Source organism: Cutibacterium sp. LaCa_286 (assembly GCF_057198075.1).
This window is the reverse complement of sequence record NZ_CP191091.1, coordinates 1410341-1425726: the sequence shown is the minus strand read 5'-3', so window position 1 is coordinate 1425726 and position 15386 is coordinate 1410341. Positions and strand designations below refer to the sequence as shown.

20 protein-coding genes are annotated in these 15386 nt (G+C 64.3%); 11 read left to right on the top strand and 9 right to left on the bottom strand.

Annotation, left to right across the window (positions count from 1 at the left end):
- Nucleotides 1-33: 33 nt before the first annotated feature.
- Entirely contained in the window at nt 34-822 is a 789-nt protein-coding gene (locus tag ACP8JZ_RS06180) for a TIGR03089 family protein (RefSeq protein WP_484482257.1), read from the bottom strand.
- 68 nt (nt 823-890) lie between these two features.
- Between ACP8JZ_RS06180 and ACP8JZ_RS06175 the strand changes: the two genes are divergently transcribed.
- The 3 genes from ACP8JZ_RS06175 (at nt 891) to ACP8JZ_RS06165 (ending at nt 3094) form a co-directional block, all read left to right on the top strand.
- Nucleotides 891-1967 carry a mannose-1-phosphate guanylyltransferase gene (locus ACP8JZ_RS06175; RefSeq protein WP_484482256.1) on the top strand — a complete coding sequence of 359 codons (1077 nt, stop codon included), beginning with the start codon at nt 891-893 and terminating at the stop codon, nt 1965-1967.
- Nucleotides 1964-2677, top strand: a complete 714-nt coding sequence (locus ACP8JZ_RS06170) for a hypothetical protein (RefSeq protein WP_484482255.1) — start codon at nt 1964-1966, stop codon at nt 2675-2677. The genes ACP8JZ_RS06175 and ACP8JZ_RS06170 overlap by 4 nt, the downstream gene beginning before the upstream one ends.
- Nucleotides 2678-2881: 204 nt before the next feature.
- Nucleotides 2882-3094 carry a WhiB family transcriptional regulator gene (locus ACP8JZ_RS06165; protein WP_197691390.1) on the top strand — a complete coding sequence of 71 codons (213 nt, stop codon included), beginning with the start codon at nt 2882-2884 and terminating at the stop codon, nt 3092-3094.
- Between the two features lie 135 nt (nt 3095-3229).
- On the opposite strand, the gene ACP8JZ_RS06160 is transcribed toward ACP8JZ_RS06165, so the two are convergent.
- Nucleotides 3230-3655: a metallopeptidase family protein gene (locus tag ACP8JZ_RS06160; RefSeq protein ID WP_277101244.1), complete on the bottom strand. Its 426-nt coding sequence runs from the start codon at nt 3653-3655 to the stop codon at nt 3230-3232.
- Between the two features lie 113 nt (nt 3656-3768).
- On the opposite strand from ACP8JZ_RS06160, the gene ACP8JZ_RS06155 reads away from it, so the two are divergent.
- From ACP8JZ_RS06155 to aroQ, 4 genes are read left to right on the top strand one after another with little or no spacing between them, the layout of a single operon-like run.
- Nucleotides 3769-4170: a DUF3499 domain-containing protein gene (locus tag ACP8JZ_RS06155; RefSeq protein WP_484482254.1), complete on the top strand. Its 402-nt coding sequence runs from the start codon at nt 3769-3771 to the stop codon at nt 4168-4170.
- 38 nt (nt 4171-4208) lie between these two features.
- Entirely contained in the window at nt 4209-4490 is a 282-nt protein-coding gene (locus ACP8JZ_RS06150; RefSeq protein ID WP_306516768.1) for a Trm112 family protein, read from the top strand.
- A gap of 7 nt (nt 4491-4497) precedes the next feature.
- Complete coding sequence (locus tag ACP8JZ_RS06145; protein WP_484482253.1) at nt 4498-5562, top strand: phosphoheptose isomerase family protein; 1065 nt, start codon at nt 4498-4500, stop codon at nt 5560-5562.
- Entirely contained in the window at nt 5559-5999 is a 441-nt protein-coding gene (gene aroQ / locus ACP8JZ_RS06140) for a type II 3-dehydroquinate dehydratase (RefSeq protein ID WP_306516765.1), read from the top strand. The genes ACP8JZ_RS06145 and aroQ overlap by 4 nt, the downstream gene beginning before the upstream one ends.
- Before the next feature lie 185 nt (nt 6000-6184).
- Here the strand turns inward: aroQ and ACP8JZ_RS06135 are convergent, their stop codons facing one another.
- Nucleotides 6185-6433, bottom strand: coding sequence for a DUF3039 domain-containing protein (locus ACP8JZ_RS06135; RefSeq protein WP_021105670.1), 249 nt, complete (start codon nt 6431-6433; stop codon nt 6185-6187).
- Between the two features lie 97 nt (nt 6434-6530).
- Here ACP8JZ_RS06135 and ACP8JZ_RS06130 point away from each other — a divergent pair, with 97 nt between their 5' ends.
- Nucleotides 6531-7445 (top strand): RDD family protein, encoded by a 915-nt coding sequence (locus tag ACP8JZ_RS06130; RefSeq protein ID WP_306516763.1) that lies wholly within the window; start codon nt 6531-6533, stop codon nt 7443-7445.
- An 83-nt stretch (nt 7446-7528) separates the two neighbouring features.
- Nucleotides 7529-9682, top strand: coding sequence for a 4-alpha-glucanotransferase (malQ, locus tag ACP8JZ_RS06125; RefSeq protein ID WP_484482252.1), 2154 nt, complete (start codon nt 7529-7531; stop codon nt 9680-9682).
- A 210-nt stretch (nt 9683-9892) separates the two neighbouring features.
- Here the strand turns inward: malQ and ACP8JZ_RS06120 are convergent, their stop codons facing one another.
- The 6 genes from ACP8JZ_RS06120 to ACP8JZ_RS06095 all read right to left on the bottom strand — a co-directional run bounded on the left by ACP8JZ_RS06120 (nt 9893) and on the right by ACP8JZ_RS06095 (nt 14016).
- Nucleotides 9893-10168 carry an HU family DNA-binding protein gene (locus ACP8JZ_RS06120; protein WP_023034138.1) on the bottom strand — a complete coding sequence of 92 codons (276 nt, stop codon included), beginning with the start codon at nt 10166-10168 and terminating at the stop codon, nt 9893-9895.
- A gap of 179 nt (nt 10169-10347) precedes the next feature.
- Nucleotides 10348-11682, bottom strand: coding sequence for a nicotinate phosphoribosyltransferase (locus ACP8JZ_RS06115; RefSeq protein WP_484482251.1), 1335 nt, complete (start codon nt 11680-11682; stop codon nt 10348-10350).
- A gap of 119 nt (nt 11683-11801) precedes the next feature.
- Nucleotides 11802-11978, bottom strand: coding sequence for a CoA transferase (locus tag ACP8JZ_RS06110; RefSeq protein ID WP_023034136.1), 177 nt, complete (start codon nt 11976-11978; stop codon nt 11802-11804).
- Nucleotides 11979-11987: 9 nt separating this feature from the next.
- On the bottom strand, nt 11988-13028 hold the full coding sequence (locus tag ACP8JZ_RS06105; protein ID WP_323459498.1) for an FUSC family protein: 1041 nt from the start codon (nt 13026-13028) through the stop codon (nt 11988-11990).
- A 2-nt stretch (nt 13029-13030) separates the two neighbouring features.
- Nucleotides 13031-13606, bottom strand: coding sequence for a cysteine hydrolase family protein (locus ACP8JZ_RS06100; RefSeq protein ID WP_286318794.1), 576 nt, complete (start codon nt 13604-13606; stop codon nt 13031-13033).
- Complete coding sequence (locus ACP8JZ_RS06095) at nt 13603-14016, bottom strand: MarR family winged helix-turn-helix transcriptional regulator (protein WP_023034133.1); 414 nt, start codon at nt 14014-14016, stop codon at nt 13603-13605. The genes ACP8JZ_RS06100 and ACP8JZ_RS06095 overlap by 4 nt, the downstream gene beginning before the upstream one ends.
- A 248-nt stretch (nt 14017-14264) precedes the next feature.
- Here ACP8JZ_RS06095 and clpS point away from each other — a divergent pair, with 248 nt between their 5' ends.
- Together clpS and ACP8JZ_RS06085 are read left to right on the top strand one after the other, a co-directional pair.
- On the top strand, nt 14265-14558 hold the full coding sequence (clpS, locus tag ACP8JZ_RS06090) for an ATP-dependent Clp protease adapter ClpS (RefSeq protein WP_286318790.1): 294 nt from the start codon (nt 14265-14267) through the stop codon (nt 14556-14558).
- A 4-nt stretch (nt 14559-14562) separates the two neighbouring features.
- Nucleotides 14563-15303 carry a DUF2017 family protein gene (locus tag ACP8JZ_RS06085; protein WP_484482250.1) on the top strand — a complete coding sequence of 247 codons (741 nt, stop codon included), beginning with the start codon at nt 14563-14565 and terminating at the stop codon, nt 15301-15303.
- The last annotated feature ends 83 nt before the right edge of the window (nt 15304-15386 follow it).

Here is a 15386-nt window from a genome sequence, read left to right as displayed (position 1 = left end):
TCGAACGCCGTGAGTCGTAGCGGGGAGGCTGCGTCACCGGGCGATGACTCGAGCGTGTTCCCGTACTGCTGTGTCGTGACAGGTGGGGCCGGCCGATGTCGTGTCGTCCTCGACGGAGTCAATGAGCACCAGGGAGCCCCCACCCACCAGACACCGCGCGGTGACCCATGCCACCTGTGTGTCAGTGGGGTGGGCCAGCAGGACACGATCACCGATCGGGGCGGTGTCATGCGTGCTCGGCTCGTCCGCCCCTGGCGGCTGCGTCGCAGCGCCCAGGACAAGGTGTGGATCTGCATCTGCTGGTGGCAGGGCATCCGGCATGGCCATGCAGTCGGCGTGGTCAATGGCTGCAGGTGCGAGGTCGTCACACGGACCGCCCCACGGTTTGAGCGAGCACTGGACGAGCGTCGACGCAGGCACCTGCGCTGCCGACGTCCGGTGACACTGTGCCAAGTCTTGCCTCGGACCAGTGACAAGGGCATCAACCGGGTCATCGTCTGGTTCGTCCCCCAGCAGGACGTGCCATCCGGCCCACCAGCTGGACATGAACCAGATCGGTGCGATCCAGTGCCCGGGATGCTGGGTCACGACGTCAAGTGCCACCCGGTTCCCGCGGCCGATGCCCTCGTCGGTCATGAGGGTCACGGTCTTGGCCACCCAGGTGCACAGTGTCTTCCCCGACAGGTCAAGACGTGAATCGCCGCGAATCCAGGTGACGAACGGGTCGGGATTGTGGACCTGGCGTGCAATGGCTGCAGCCAGCTTCGTGCCGGTGAATCCGCAGCCATCCTCGGCGCCGGACTGCTCGATGCTGGTGTTCATGGCAGCCATCATGCCGTGCTCGGCCCGGCGTTGCGAGAATCGACGCAATTCGTCGCTAGCCTTGAGGCATGCGCTACGTCCTCATCATCGCTGGTGGATCCGGTACCCGACTGTGGCCGTTGTCACGCCAGGGTGAACCCAAGCAGCTGCTCGACCTCATCGACGGGATGAGTCTGTTGCGAATGGCCTTCGAACGGGTGCGCGGTGTCGTCCCGGACGAGAACGTCTTCGTGTGCACCGGGCAGGCCTATGCCGACGTCGTCTCCGACATCCTTCCCGAGGTGCCTGGCGGCAACATCCTCGGGGAACCCGTGGGGCGGGATTCCCTCAACGCCGTGACGTGGCCGGCTGCCGTCATCGCCGACTCCGACCCGGACGCCGTCATCGCCACCGTCACCGCCGACCACATCATCCGCCCGGTGAGCGGATTTCGCGCCGCCCTGAACCACGGCTTCGAGATCGCCGAGACCGATCCCTCGGCCCTGGTGACCTTCGGTGTCATTCCCACCGAGCCGAACACCGGTTTCGGATATCTGCACCGGGGCAACCCCATTGACGAGGATCGCCGCGCCTTCGAGGTGCGTGAATTCGTCGAGAAACCCAATGCGGAGCTGGCGCGCAGCTACTTCGACTCCGGGGAGTTCTGGTGGAACTCCGGGATGTTCGTCTGGCGAGCCACAACTCTGCTCGACGTCGTCTCCCAGCTCAAACCGGCCACTGCCCGTCAGGCTGGTCAGCTCGTGCGCGAGCCAGAGTCCCTGCAGGAGGTCTACCCTCAGATGGAGAAGATCTCGGTGGACTTCGCCGTCATGGAGCCGGTCTCAGCGGGTCGTGCCGGATGCCATGTCGTTGCCGTACCGCTGGCCATCCAGTGGTATGACGTCGGCTCCTTCGAGACCCTTGCCCCGCACCTTCCCGACGACGGCAGGGGAAACCATGCCACCGGGGCCACGGTTTCCATCGATTCCGAGGCGAATCTGCTCATCAACACCCGATCCGACGCGGTACTCGCCGTGGCTGGGCTGCATGCCATGGCCGTGGTGACCACCGATCGGGCCACACTCGTCGTTCCGCTGGCCGACAGCCAGCGGGTCAAGGAGCTCGTCGCCGTGGTGGCCGAGGAGTGTGGACGGGACTACGCATGAACCCACTTGTCGAGAAGTTGTTGCGGGTACGTGAACCGCTGGCCTGGGTGCTCACCGCCCTTGGCACGGGGTTCACGATCATCTTCCTGGTGGATTTCTGCGGAGCGCTGATCCAGGGCGAGGACACCGTCTTCGAAGTCGCTCGTCGCTCCTCCGGTGGCTCACTGGGGTTGACCATCATGTTGGCCATGGTGGCTGCCGTGTGGTGGTGCCGCCTGCAGGCTCCGGTGGTGACCAGGTCAACGGTCATCGCCAAGGTCGCCGCCATCGTCGTCGCCGTGGGTGCGGGCTGCGACCTCATCCTGGCGATTCTGGCATGTGTGCATGCTCCCGGTCGAACCCTTGGCGTGGCCCTGGGGTTCATCGGGTCCCTCATGGTGGTGACGGTCAAGGTGCTGGCGATCATTGCCCTCATCGTGGCGGCATCACCACTCAGCCACGGTGAGCAGGGCGGTGCGGACACACGACCCCGCCCGGTGTCTGCTGGATCGGAACAGGACGATCCTGCTGGCTCCAGTGGGGAGGATGAGCGCAACACACCGGTGTGGACGACCGATGAGGCCGCTGGAGCCTCGTGGACAAAGGCATCCGACGCTGCACAGGGGGCCCAGGCCTCCACCTGGGGGATGTCCGGGCAGGTGTTGGACTGGTCCCAGTATCGAGACCAGGATCCGCAAGGGCCTCAGCACGATGACTCCCGCCAGCCCTGACATCAGGACCGGGGTGCTCTTATCAGAAATTGGGGCACCGACAGGGGAGTCTCACGAGGTCACGGAATGAATGACAGATGAATGACAGTCGTGTAACTTGGTGAACGAGCAGATCTCAGCGCGACTGCCTTCCCCCTTTCCAGAGGAGATCTCTTCATGCCCACCAATGTCCTGGTGTCGCTGCCCGACGGCGACGACGAAGAAATGTCGTGGCAGGAGCGCGCCCTGTGCGCCCAGACCGATCCGGAGGCGTTCTTCCCCGAGAAGGGTGGTTCCACTCGCGAGGCCAAACGAATCTGCGAGTCCTGCGAGGTGCGTGACGAGTGCCTGTCGTACGCGCTGGAGAACGATGAACGGTTCGGTATCTGGGGCGGCATGTCGGAGATGGAGCGACGCAGGTTGCGGCGTCGCGCCTGAGCGGTCGAGCGATCATTCAAGCGATGCACGCTGCATCCTGAGCGAGCGGCAGCTGCGGTCATTCCAATAATGGACGTCAGCGGCGTCGCCCTGCCCCACATGATCATCTCACGGTGGACCCGTGTCTGGTGGACCTCAGATCATGCCATCCTCATGGGGATCGATGACCGAGACCGGAAAGCCGGTGAGTGCCGACAACTGCTCCACGAGGGTGCGGTGCACGAGGATCGCCAGCCCCGGGCGGGTGGCGGCGCGCAGTTCCAGCGGACGACGGTAGAGCACGACCTTGGCCGGGGAACGTCCGTCCGGGTCCTGCGCACTGGCCAGGGGGACGCGCCCTTGGGTCCATTCGGTGGAGCCCGGGACGTCCTCGATCCCAATGATCACCTGACTGAGCACGCCGGGGCAGTTGTCGAGGATGCGCTGTGCCGATTGGGCAACGCACAGCTGGAAGAACTCGTTGCGGGTGGGGCGCAGACGCCTGGTCACCCCACCATGTTCCCGCGGTAGGACGACTGGCCCGCGTGGCCCACGGCCGTGACGATCTCGTCGGGTGCTCATGCGGACAACGATAGGTCACCACAGCCGTCCACAGCGGACTCGGCGAGCCGAACCTCGCACCCCTCGGCCAGTCCTCCGAGCTGTCCCGCGGCACCGGCGTAGCCTCAACCATCGTGAGACTGTGTGTGCGAAGTGGATGTCGGCGGCGAGCAGTGGCCACCCTGACCTATGTCTATGCCGAGTCCTCGGCAGTCCTGGGCCCGCTGTCCCCGGAGCAGCATCCGGGCGGTTACGACCTGTGCAGCGAACACAGTGGTGAACTCACGGTCCCCAAGGGGTGGGAACTCATTCGTCTTCCCGGTGTGGACGGCACCGCGGATGAGCACGAACCCGACGACATCATGGCCCTGGCCCGAGCCGTGCGCGAGATCGGCATGCTCGATGACGAGGTTGCCCCCACCGACGGCGCGGCAACGGCGGATTCCCACGCAGCGGTGCCTGACATGGCTGGTGTGACCGTCCTGGGGCGGCGAGGTCACCTCGCAGTCATCGCCGATCCCGACTCCGTGCGCTAACGTGAGTGCAGCGCAACAGCTCTCGAGAGGTGACGACGATGCTCCGGTCCGCCAAGACCACTCAGCCCACCCAGATTCCCCAGACGCCTGAGGCCCTTGACCTGGCTCCCCAGTTCCTCGAGGTGGTGGCCTGCCCCTCGTGCCATTCCACCTTCGCCCTCGACTACGACAGTGGTGAACTGGTCTGCTCCTCACCTTCCTGCGGACTGGCCTTCGAGGTGCATGACGGTGTCCCGGACCTGCGTATCGACGCTGCTCGTCGTCCGGAGACCGGGGAGGACGACGAGACCACCCGCATCAGTTCGATTCGTGCTGAGTGAGGCGTTGGTGAAGGCGATCTTTGACGACTCGCGACTCGAGTCACGTGATCTCTCGGCCGGGGCCGAGAGTCTGCTACGCCGTCTGGCCGGTGAAGGAGCACGAATCCGTCGGGTCGGTGCTCAGATCGATGGTGTTGGCTCTGCCGTGGAGCACATCGGTACTCCGCGTGGCGTGCTCGTCGTGGGTGCGGAGGCACGCTTCATCCGTGCCGTGCTCGAACCGCTGTGCCCGGTTCCGATCGTTGCGTGGTCCCTGCCTCACCTGCCCGCCTGGGTGGGGCCCTTGGATCTCGTCGTCGGTGTCGATCAGCAGGAAGTTCCGTGGGATGGAGCTGCGTCTCTCGTCGAGCCCTCGTACACTGTTGGTGCCGTGAGAGAGGCAGCCAGACGTGGAGCTGCCATCCTGGTGGCGACTGCGGAGGATTCCCCAGCCTGGCGCACGGCAGGCGGGGCAAGTGTCCGGGTGCCGGTTTGCGGTGATGATCCGTTGGCTGCTGCTGTCGCCGTTCTGGCCGTGCTGGGACGTCTCGGGTTGGGGCCCCAGACCGACCCGAACCAGGTGGGGCGAGCCGCCGACATGATTGCGGAGGAGTCCTCCCCGTTCCGGGAGATGCCCTTCAACCGTGCCAAGGAGCTGGCCTGTGCCATGGCCGACGCCACACCACTGCTGTGGGGTGGATCCGTTTTGGCGGCCCGATCGGCACGACGCGTTGCCGAGGCGCTCCGAAGGGCCACTGGGGAGCCTGCCCTGTGTGCCGACGCCGCCGAGCTGCTCCCGGTGATCTGCTCGTCCGATCCACGCGATCCGTTCAGCGATCCCGAGGTGGACGGTCCGCAACAACGTCCGGTGCTGTTGGTCATGGACGACCACGTCCCGGATCCACGCCGTGCCGGCCTGGAGGAGGTCGCACAACGGTTTGACGTGCCGGTGCACGCCATCGACCTTCCACTCGGGGTGGACGAGGACTCCGATCCGGTCCGCACATACGTCACCCTGCTCATGCAGGGACGCTACATGGCAGCATATGTGGCGTTGGGGCTGGGCCGTCTCGACGACGTGGTGCAGCTGTGAGCAGAATGGTCTGGGTGCTCAACGGCCCCAATCTTGGCCGGCTCGGCCGGCGTCAACCTGAGATCTACGGGTCGATGAGCCATGACGAACTCGTCGACCATGTGCAGCACACTGCAGACCGGCTCGGGCTGGACGTGGTGGTGCGCCAGACCGACTCGGAGGCGCAGATGATCGGGTGGCTCCACGAGGCCGCCGATCGGAGGATCCCGGTCGTCATCAATCCGGCGGCGTGGAGCCACTACAACATCGCCATTGCCGATGCCGTGGCACAGGTGGAGGCCCCGGTCATCGAGGTGCATCTGAGCAACACGGCGAGGCGCGAGGAGTTCCGACACCACAGCGTCGTGTCGGCCTACGTCACCGGTACCATCACCGGGCTGGGAATCGCCGGGTACGACCTGGCACTGCGCTACTTGGCCTCAGGCGACGCCATCTGACCTCACACGACACCATCTGACACAGTGGGACGACCGGCCTGTTCAGTCGGGGTTGGCAGGCCGTGCTGCACGCCGATCCGTACTGTACGTTGATGGTGTCGTGCGCTGGCCCCTGCGCATCGGAACGGCCCTGCGCATCGGAATCGGGACGGTGTCCAGTTCTCAAGGGCCCAGTTCCCCAGGACTCAGTTCCCAGGGTTCATCGACTCCCAGATCTCTTTGCAGTCCGGGCAGACCGGGAACTTGTCCGGGTTGCGGCTGGGTACCCACACCTTGCCACACAGGGCGACGACCGGTGTGCCGTTGACGATGGCATCGGTGAGTTTGGCCTTGGGGACGTAGTGCGAGAAGCGCTCTGCGTCACCGTCCTCGAAGCTCGGCTGGGTCTTCTCCTCGACTGCGCTCTGGGAACCGGGTGCCAGTTGGGTACTCATGCCCCCATGATAAGGCAGTGGCGAAACCACCACCGAACCTCGCCATGAGCTGTCCTGGGATCGTGGATCATCCAGTTTTCCGTGGGATAGTGGTGGGGTGAGCAATGACCGATTCAGCACCGGAGCGTCCCATCGACGTGCCGACGACGACAGCACCGGCCGAGCTCAGAGCGGTGGATCCTCCTCGGCATCCTCGTCGGGCCAGGCGAACCTGCCCCCGATGGGGTGGTACCCCGATCCAGCGGGTGGCCCGGGGGAGCGATACTGGGACGGCACGTCGTGGACGCGCAACCTGCGTGATGCACCAGAACCACAGCCCTCGACGATGCCGGAGTCACTGGCCGCCCTGCAACCAGCGGCACCCAGGCGCGTCCAGGACGGTCAGCCCACACCTGCCCAGCAGCAGGTGCCGTCATCTCGCCCCGATCCCCGTCCCAGCAGGTGGGGGAGCACCGAGGACGGGTTCGAGCTCGCCGGGTGGTGGCGCAGGGTGGCGGCCACGATCATCGACTTCGTCATCATCGCCGTGGTCGTCATGGCGAGTCTCAACCATGAGGTCACCGATGCCGCCCACGAGTACGCCAGATTCATGCAGTGGGCCAACGACCAGGTGGCTGCCGGGAAGACTCCCACGCTGAATCCGCAGCAGATCGCCAGTCAATTCCACTTCATCGATCCCATGACGACCTTGATCACCGCATACGTCATTGCCCAAGCGGTGTACCAGTTCATCATGCTCTCGGCCTGTGCAGCGTCGGTCGGTCAGCTCGTCATGCGTATGAGAGTCATCCCCAACGGTCAGGGGCGTTCCCATCGACGACTACCGGTGCTGCGTGCACTGGCTCGAGCGCTGGGGTGGTCACTGGTGGAGACGTTCAACCAGTTCCTCATCGTCCTCACGCCAATCAGCTACCTCATGCCGCTGTTCCAGCGACGTCGCCAGACCCTGCACGACCTCATCGCCGGTACCCAGGTCATCACGGTGCCGCGGCAGGACGACCCGAACCATTGACCCAGTCCCGGAGGTTTCGCGGTCCCGCCACCTGCTGGGAAGAGCCCGCACCCCACCACCGACCGACCCGAGGAGAAAACGTCATGGCCCTGTCAGATCCCGCGCTCGGTGAACTCGCCGATCGATTCGGCATCTCGACACAGTTCTACGACTGGAAGGGACGACACACACAGGTCGGTGAGCAGACCGTCATTGCCATCCTCGCCGAGTTCGGCGTCGACGCGTCCACCCCGGAGCGTGCGCGTGCGGCGGCGCAACGGGTGCGTGATGACCACTGGCGACGCATCGTGCAGCCCTGTGTCGTCCTGCGTGCGGGGCAGGAGGGTCGGGTCGACGTCCATGTGCCGGCCGGTGCGCCAGTGAGCCTGCGAATCGTCGGTGAGGACGGCAACGACCACCTGCCCTGGCAGGTGGACAACTGGAACCCGGATCGTCCGATCGACGGTCGGATGATCGGCGAAGCCACCTTCGGCATTCCGGGAAACCTGCCACTGGGCTACCACGAACTCATCGTCACGGTCGGCTCGCACGACACCGATGGTCATGCCGAGGCGGGCGGCGAGATCCACGCGACGGCCACCTCCACCATCATCGTCACCCCCAACCGGGTGGGACTGCCTCGTCGCATGGGTGCGTCTCGCGTGTGGGGATATGCCGCGCAGCTGTACTCGGTACGGTCCCACCACTCGTGGGGGCTGGGTGATCTCACCGACCTGGCCGATCTGTGCACGTGGTCGGCAAGCCAGGGGGCTGGATACCTGCTCACCAATCCGTTGCATGCCGCCGAGGTGACCGGACGGATGGAGCCCTCACCGTACCTGCCCAGCAGCCGGTTGTTCGTCAACCCGATCTACATCCGCCCCGAACTCATCGCCGAGTACCACGACCTCGACCAGTACGACGCCTCCCTCATCGAGTCGCTGCGCACGACGACCCTTGACGACGATCCCCAGGCCCTGCTGGATCGCGATCGCACCTGGCAGGCCAAGTCGCAGGCCCTGGAGCTCATCCACCGCGTCGACATGTCTGCGTCGCGCCGGATGGCCTTCACCGCGTTCCGGGTGGCTCGGGGACGACGTCTGGAGGACTTCGCCACATGGTGCCTGCTCTCCGAGTTGCATGGTTCCGACTGGCACGACTGGCCTGCCGAGCTGCACGATCCCCATGGGGTTGCCGTGGCTCGGGTGCGCCGCGAACATGCCGACCGGATCGACTTTCACATGTGGTTGCAATGGATCGCCGACCAGCAGCTCTCGACGGCCCAGTCGTCCGGCACGGATGCCGGCATGCCGGTCGGGCTCATCTGTGACCTTGCCGTCGGGGTCAACGGATCGGGTGCCGACGCATGGATGCTCAACGGACTGTTCGCCCGTGAGATGAACGTCGGAGCCCCACCGGACCCGTTCAACCAGGCCGGCCAGGACTGGGGGCAACCGCCAATGCGTCCGGACGTGCTGGAGCAGATGGCCTACGCGCCACTGCGTGAGATGGTCTCGAGCGCCCTGCGTCACGCCGGCGGAGTCCGCATCGACCACATCATGGGGCTGTTCCGTCTGTGGTGGGTGCCCAAGGGGCTGGGCCCACGCCAAGGAGCCTACGTACGGTACAACCATGAGGCCATGGTGGGCGTCGTGGCCCTGGAGGCGTACCGCGCCGGTGCACTGGTCATCGGTGAGGACCTGGGAACGGTCGAGCCTTGGGTGCGGGACCACCTCGCTTCCCGGGGGATCCTGGGGACGTCGATCATGTGGTTCGAGACCGGCCCGGACGGTCGTCCCAGGCAGCCGCAGCAGTGGCGGGAACATGCCATGAGCTCGGTGACCTCCCACGACCTGCCACCCACGAGCAGTTATCTGCGCGGTGACCACGTCGAGCTGCGCGACCGGCTGGGGCTGCTCACCGAGTCGGTGGACGAGGAGCGTGAGAATGCACGGCGAGAGCGCGAGACGTGGCTTGCCAGTCTCAGACAGCAGGGCGTCCTGGAAGCCGATGAGGACGATCCGGAACAGGTGACTCTCGCCATGCACACCCTGATCACCCGTACCCCGTCGAAGGTCATCAATGCGACCCTCACCGATGCCGTGGGGGACCCGCGCACCCAGAACCTTCCGGGCACCGAGGACGAGTACCCCAATTGGCGGGTGCCCCTGTCGGGGCCGGATGGTGAGCCGGTGTACCTGGAGGATCTCTACTCCAGTGATCGAGTGGCCCGCATGGCCAAGGTGCTACGCGGCTGAAAACCCCTCAGCCGGCCGGGAGCCGCGGGACATGGCCGGCTCGATCTGGGTGAGGAGGGGCGTTCGGTAATGAGCGCCATCGCTCACCGGTATGGCCCAGATGAGGTGTGCCGGACGCGGCAGGTGTGGCGCAGACAAGAAGGGCTGCCCGACGAGGGGCAGCCCTGCGTTGGGCCCAGCCCATCGGGCAGCCCTGGTGTCGAGCTCAGATCACTCGGCGACGGCCTTCTTCAAGGTGCTGGACGCCGAGATCTTCACGGCCCGGTGGGCCGGGATGGTCATGGCCTCGCCGGTGCGCGGGTTGCGACCGTTGCGGGCGGGACGCTCGACGGCCTCGGCGGTGAACAGGCCGGGCAGCTGGACCTTGTCACCGGAGGCAAGGGCCTCGGTGATGACATCGGTGAGGGCCTTGACGACGTCGTTGGTCTGAGCCTCGGTGAGTGAGGACTTCTTCGCGATGGCCTTGATGAGCTCGGACTTGGTCATGTGATCTCCTAGAACGTCTGATGACTTGGAGGTGGTCGACCGGGGTGGCCGAACCGTTGTAGGACTTGCTCCTCTGTCTGAGAGCCTAATCAACCCAAAATGCAATTCTCAAGCGAATGGGCCTGCAATCAGGGATTTTTGCCGGTTGTGACCAGTCTGGCCGGTGGCTTGATGGTCGATCACTCCAACGATGCGCCCAGTACGGCATCCGGGCCTTCGCCATGCACCATGACGGTGGGGATGGCCTGTTCACCACGCGAGATGCGTCGACCGGACATGGGCAGTTCCTCGATGGACCGACGGTGACGTTCCCGTGCCCTGGCCAACGGTTCGGCACCGACGATCTGCCCGTCCCTCACGAGGTCGACGAGCAGGTCACGATCCAACCCGGCGGTGGCGACCGGCGTGTCGACGCCGACGACCTCCGCCTGGGCGATTCCCTCGTCGTCGCGACGACGTACCGCGTACTTGCGGCCTCCCACCGTCGACTTGTGGGCCGACTTCTTGGCCACCGGCACCAGCGGTGAGTCGGGGTTCTCGTCGGTGGCTCGTGCCACCATCTTGTAGACGAACGAACAGGTCGGTTCGCCCGATCCGGTGACCACCGAGGTGCCGACCCCGTAGCCGTCCACTGGGGCACCGCGCAGCGCGGCGATCTGCCACTCGTCGAGGTCGGAGGTGACGATGACCCGAGTCGACGTCGCGCCCAGGTCGTCGAGCAGGTCGCGTACCTGTCGGGCGACGATGGTGAGGTCCCCGGAGTCGATGCGCACCGCACCGAGCTCACCGTCGGTGAGCCGCACCGCCTCGCGCACACCCGCCTCGATGTCGTAGGTGTCCACCAGCAGGGTCGTGTCGCGCCCGTAGGCGGCCAGCTGGGCGGTGAAGGCGTCGGACTCGTTGTCGTGCAACAGGGTGAAGGCGTGTGCCGCGGTGCCGGAGGTGGGCACCCCGTAGCGGTATCCGGCAGCCAGGTTGGAGGTGGGCCCGAAACCAGCGATCCAGGCGGCCCGAGCCGCTGCCACGGCAGACTCCTCGTGGGTGCGGCGCGACCCCATCTCGATGATCGGGCGTCCTTCGGCCATGAGCGTCATGCGGGACGCCGCCGAGGCGACTGCGGAGTCGTGGTTGTAGATGGACAGCAGCAGGGTCTCCAACAGGCACGCCTCGGCGAAGGTGCCCTCGACGGTGAGCAGTGGTGAACCGGGGAAGTAGAGGTCTCCCTCGGCATATCCGCTGATGGAGCCGGAGAAGTGGTAGTCCTTGAGCCAGTCGGCCATCTGGGCGCCAACCACTCCGGTGCGGGTGAGGAAATCCACCTCGTCCGGGTCGAAGTGGAAGGCGGCGAGGGCCTCCAGGGCACGCCCGGTACCGGCGACGACACCGTAGCGTCGGCCGGGTGGCAGCTGGCGCGGGAAGAGTTCGAAGACACAGCGGCGAAAGGCCGTGCCCGAGCGCATTGCGGCCTCGACCATCGTCAGTTCGTAGTGGTCGGTGAGCAGAGAGGTGGACATGCCGTCAGACTAGTCGGTACGTGGGGTGGGGATGCAGGATGCAGGGCATAAATCCTGACTGTGTGCACCAATGGTCCAATGGATCACTCGGCACGGTGTTTACTGTGGTTGATGACGTTCTAGGCGTAAGAGTCGCCAGCTTTTGGGGCGGGTCCGAAGTTGCGCAGCGGGTCGCCCTTGGGATGCTCGAGCTTTGTGACAGTGGCGCCGTAATCGGCGAACATTCGGGCCGCCATTGGCCCAGCAAAAAGAGTGGATACATCGAGGACAGTCAAGTCGGATAGTGGGCCAGACACGTAGACTCCTCAGGAGTTGGGTCGATGCAGACGGTGTTGTTGTTCGGGGTGAGGCCACAGCAAGGAGACCGTGGCGAGGGTGCATGCTGCGCCGAGTAGGTTGTTGCACAGCCTCCACACGCAATCGCTGATTTCCAATGCTTCGGACAAATTGACGAGAAGCAGTAGCACGGGAGTGCCGAAGATCGGCCAGTAGCCATAGTTGAACTGTCGGAAGGGGCGGGCGAGTGCGGCGAGGACAGTCATGATGACGATAGCCACCCATGTTGAGGATATATGGGTGATCCAGAGTGCCAGTGCAGTCATGAGGCTTCCGCCCGCCATGCCGATGCTGCGCTTGATGACTCGGGCATGAATGGCAGTCCAGCTGGGCCGCAGGGTCGTGAGGACGCCGATCAGTACCCAACCTGCGTGTGGCCAGTGACATGTCGTCAGCACGATGTTGAGGATAGGGATGACTACGGCAACTTGAGTGGCATAGTTCCGTTTCGCACCGGGTGTCAGCAAATGCCCCAGAATGACCTCGCGCACTGATCGTTGGTAGATGGTAGGAGTGTTTTTTCGAGATGGCACGGCTGATGCGGGATGCATGAGAACGAGGAACGCCCACGCTGCCCCAGCGGCAAATGCGATGACGTGTTCGGCAGACGACATGCCGGGTGGAGTGCGCTGCCCCATGATGAGGCAGATGAGTGGTGTGATGGTCATTCCGGGGACGGGGATGAGCAGGGCCAGCACGGCCAGCACCGCAGACGCGCCCCACATGTTGTCACCGATGATGGCTCCAAGCGCAGTTGCTGCGGTCGTGATGAGCACTCGTCTGCCGAGCTCAAATGCACGTCGTCCTGCGGTGCGGGGAGTGACCATGAGAGCAATGAACCACGCGGCCAAGGCGGCTGTGCCGCCATCTACCTGACGGTTGGACAACTGCCCGATGGCCAGCGGGCCACCCACACATATCGATGTCAGGAATCCCAGACCGGCGTTGTAGTGCGCGTTCGGCTCTTTACCCCGGTAAGTGGACAGGACTCCGTGTGCGAGTGCGCTCATGCTCACAGCATGGTGAGGGAGGTGGACTTCACGACCATCGCGATGGACTTGAGCATGGTGATGCTCTGCTCGTGGCTCTCCTCGGTGGAGGCGGCGCATGCGTCCTCGACGATGACGGTAGCAAAGTCCCTGTCGTGAGCGTCGCGTGCAGTTGCCTGAACGGCCCACGTTGTCGAAACTCCAGCGATCACCAGCCGGTCGATATTGCTGGCGTCCAACACACTTTGCAACCTAGTATTGAAGAACCCGGAGATACGGGGCTTGGTGAGCACTACCTCGTGCCCGGTGACATCGAGGTCGGGATGGAAATCTGTACCGGGACCTGAGAGATCCAGCGCGCCGAATTGGTCGGCCGTGCCGAAGATCGGTGAGTTCTTCGGCTGGTCGTGGTAGCCGGGTTCGAAACCAACTTTGATGAGGATGGTCAGCCAGTCTCTGTCGTCGGCGACGGCCTTTGCGACGTTGAAATGGGCAATGACGTCCCGTCGTCTGGCTTCAGCGAAGCTGCTGGCGATTGTGCCGTTGTCGCCCATGATGTCGACGATGTAGTCAAGCCCGATGAGTGCTGTGTTGGTCATGACTGGACCTGGCACGTGTCATGGTCATCGCTGGCAGTTGCGAGCTTTTCCATCAGCGTTCCTGATTGTGTGAGCACTGCGATTTCTTCTTCCGTGAGGATGGCTGCAGCTGTGTGGACGAGCCATGAGTCGCGCAGTCCACGGTCTTGCATGAGGACTTTCTGTCCGGCGTCGGTCAGCTGGATTCGACTGCGACGATGATCATCCGGGTCGATGTGGCGTGAGACGAGACCGTCACGTTCGAGTCTCCCGAGATAGGTGGCAACGTTGGTGCGTTGCATGTGTAGATCGACGGCGATGGCTTTGGGAGCAGCCGATGCACCCAACCGGTCGATGGCTCCCAGCACGAGTAGATCGTTGAGGGGGCGCTCCTGCGGATGTTGGCGGCGCAATCGCCGGTGGAGGGACATGAGTTGACATCGGAACTTTTGAGCGTCGTCCATGTTCACATAAGTAAGTATGACACATACGTATCGACAATAACAATATCTTGGTCTGGTGGGGAGAGATCAGGTCTCTGTCATATCCATCTTGGAGGCACGACTAGCAACGTGCTCATCCCCGAGACGGGGGATGCACCATGTGAAAGTTGGGCAGGCAATGTGAGTTTCCCGACGATGGTTCGCGTCCGGGTTCGTCATTGGGGGACAATGGGGGCATGCCCCTGGCCTTTCCCAGCATTCGAGTACGGCAACAGCCCCAGCATGGCCCCGAGCGGGACCATGAATGGGTGACGATCGTGTGGGACGACCCGGTCAACCTCATGAGCTACGTCACCATGGTCTTCATGCGCCATTTCGGGTACAGCCGTGACAAGGCTGACCAGCTCATGCTCGCCGTTCATCACGAGGGGCGAGCGGTGGTCTCGCGCGGCACGAGGGAGAAGATGGAGGCCGACGTCGTCGCCATGCATCGCTATGGGCTGCGCGCAACGATGAGCAACGGGGAGTGAATCGGTGAAGGCACAACGACGGTTTGGTCACACGTGGTTGCTCTGGCTCGAACCCGAGGAGAACCACGTGCTGAATCTGGCTGTGGACGGTTTCCGTGCGATTCTGCTCGGGTCGGATGACTCGACGTCCGGCTCCGTCATGGAGCTCAACGATCTCACGTGGCCTGATGAATTGATGGGACCTGGTGAATTGATGGGGTCCGGTGGGTTCATGGGGCCGGGCAGTCTGCTCCCGGATGATCCGGCACACGTCAATGATTCCGTGCACGGGGGTGCACGACCCGGCGAGGTGCGTGGCGGCGAGGGTCTGGACGACCCGGCAGACCCGGACGATCCGTTCCAGTTGTGGGAACGGCAAATGACACAGGCTGAGGGCCGTGCCATCGGAGGTCTCCATCAGGACGCCTTTCCCGACGATCCGGAACGGAACGAACGTTTCCACCGACGTCATGACGATGAGCTGCGCAACGAACACCTCGCCGATCTCGACGCCGTCCAGCGGGACCTGCGTGCCCTGGCGGACGGCCCCCTCAAGATCAACGACGAGGTCCTGCTGCGCTGGGTACGTACCTTTTCCACCGCCCGGGTGGGGATCGCCCAGTGGCTGGGCATCGTTGACGAGACCAGCGCCAGCATGGTTGAGGAATCGGCGGCGCAGGGAATCCTCGCTCCCCAGTACGGGGTCTACGAGTGGCTGGGCTACGTCACCGAGTTCCTCGTCGAGATGTTGCAGCAGGACGGCTGAGATTCTCAGGTTCCACGGCCAGGGCCCCCATTCTCGAATCTCAGCCCGGGTCCCGGCATGTCGCGCTCCAGCGTATGTGTATC

Bases quoted from the DNA above. Each gene is read 5' to 3' on its own strand.
- ACP8JZ_RS06175 (WP_484482256.1), top strand. From the start codon at position 891: ATGCGCTACGTCCTCATCATCGCTGGTGGATCCGGTACCCGACTGTGG.
- ACP8JZ_RS06170 (WP_484482255.1), top strand. From the start codon at position 1,964: ATGAACCCACTTGTCGAGAAGTTGTTGCGGGTACGTGAACCGCTGGCC.
- ACP8JZ_RS06135 (WP_021105670.1), bottom strand. From the start codon at position 6,433: ATGAGTACCCAACTGGCACCCGGTTCCCAGAGCGCAGTCGAGGAGAAG.
- ACP8JZ_RS06100 (WP_286318794.1), bottom strand. From the start codon at position 13,606: ATGACCAACACAGCACTCATCGGGCTTGACTACATCGTCGACATCATG.
- ACP8JZ_RS06105 (WP_323459498.1), bottom strand. From the start codon at position 13,028: ATGAGCGCACTCGCACACGGAGTCCTGTCCACTTACCGGGGTAAAGAG.
- ACP8JZ_RS06180 (WP_484482257.1), bottom strand. From the start codon at position 822: ATGAACACCAGCATCGAGCAGTCCGGCGCCGAGGATGGCTGCGGATTC.
- clpS (WP_286318790.1), top strand. From the start codon at position 14,265: ATGCCCCTGGCCTTTCCCAGCATTCGAGTACGGCAACAGCCCCAGCAT.
- ACP8JZ_RS06095 (WP_023034133.1), bottom strand. From the start codon at position 14,016: ATGTCCCTCCACCGGCGATTGCGCCGCCAACATCCGCAGGAGCGCCCC.
- ACP8JZ_RS06160 (WP_277101244.1), bottom strand. From the start codon at position 3,655: ATGAGCACCCGACGAGATCGTCACGGCCGTGGGCCACGCGGGCCAGTC.
- ACP8JZ_RS06115 (WP_484482251.1), bottom strand. From the start codon at position 11,682: ATGTCCACCTCTCTGCTCACCGACCACTACGAACTGACGATGGTCGAG.
- ACP8JZ_RS06120 (WP_023034138.1), bottom strand. From the start codon at position 10,168: ATGACCAAGTCCGAGCTCATCAAGGCCATCGCGAAGAAGTCCTCACTC.
- malQ (WP_484482252.1), top strand. From the start codon at position 7,529: ATGGCCCTGTCAGATCCCGCGCTCGGTGAACTCGCCGATCGATTCGGC.
- ACP8JZ_RS06150 (WP_306516768.1), top strand. From the start codon at position 4,209: ATGCTCCGGTCCGCCAAGACCACTCAGCCCACCCAGATTCCCCAGACG.
- ACP8JZ_RS06165 (WP_197691390.1), top strand. From the start codon at position 2,882: ATGTCGTGGCAGGAGCGCGCCCTGTGCGCCCAGACCGATCCGGAGGCG.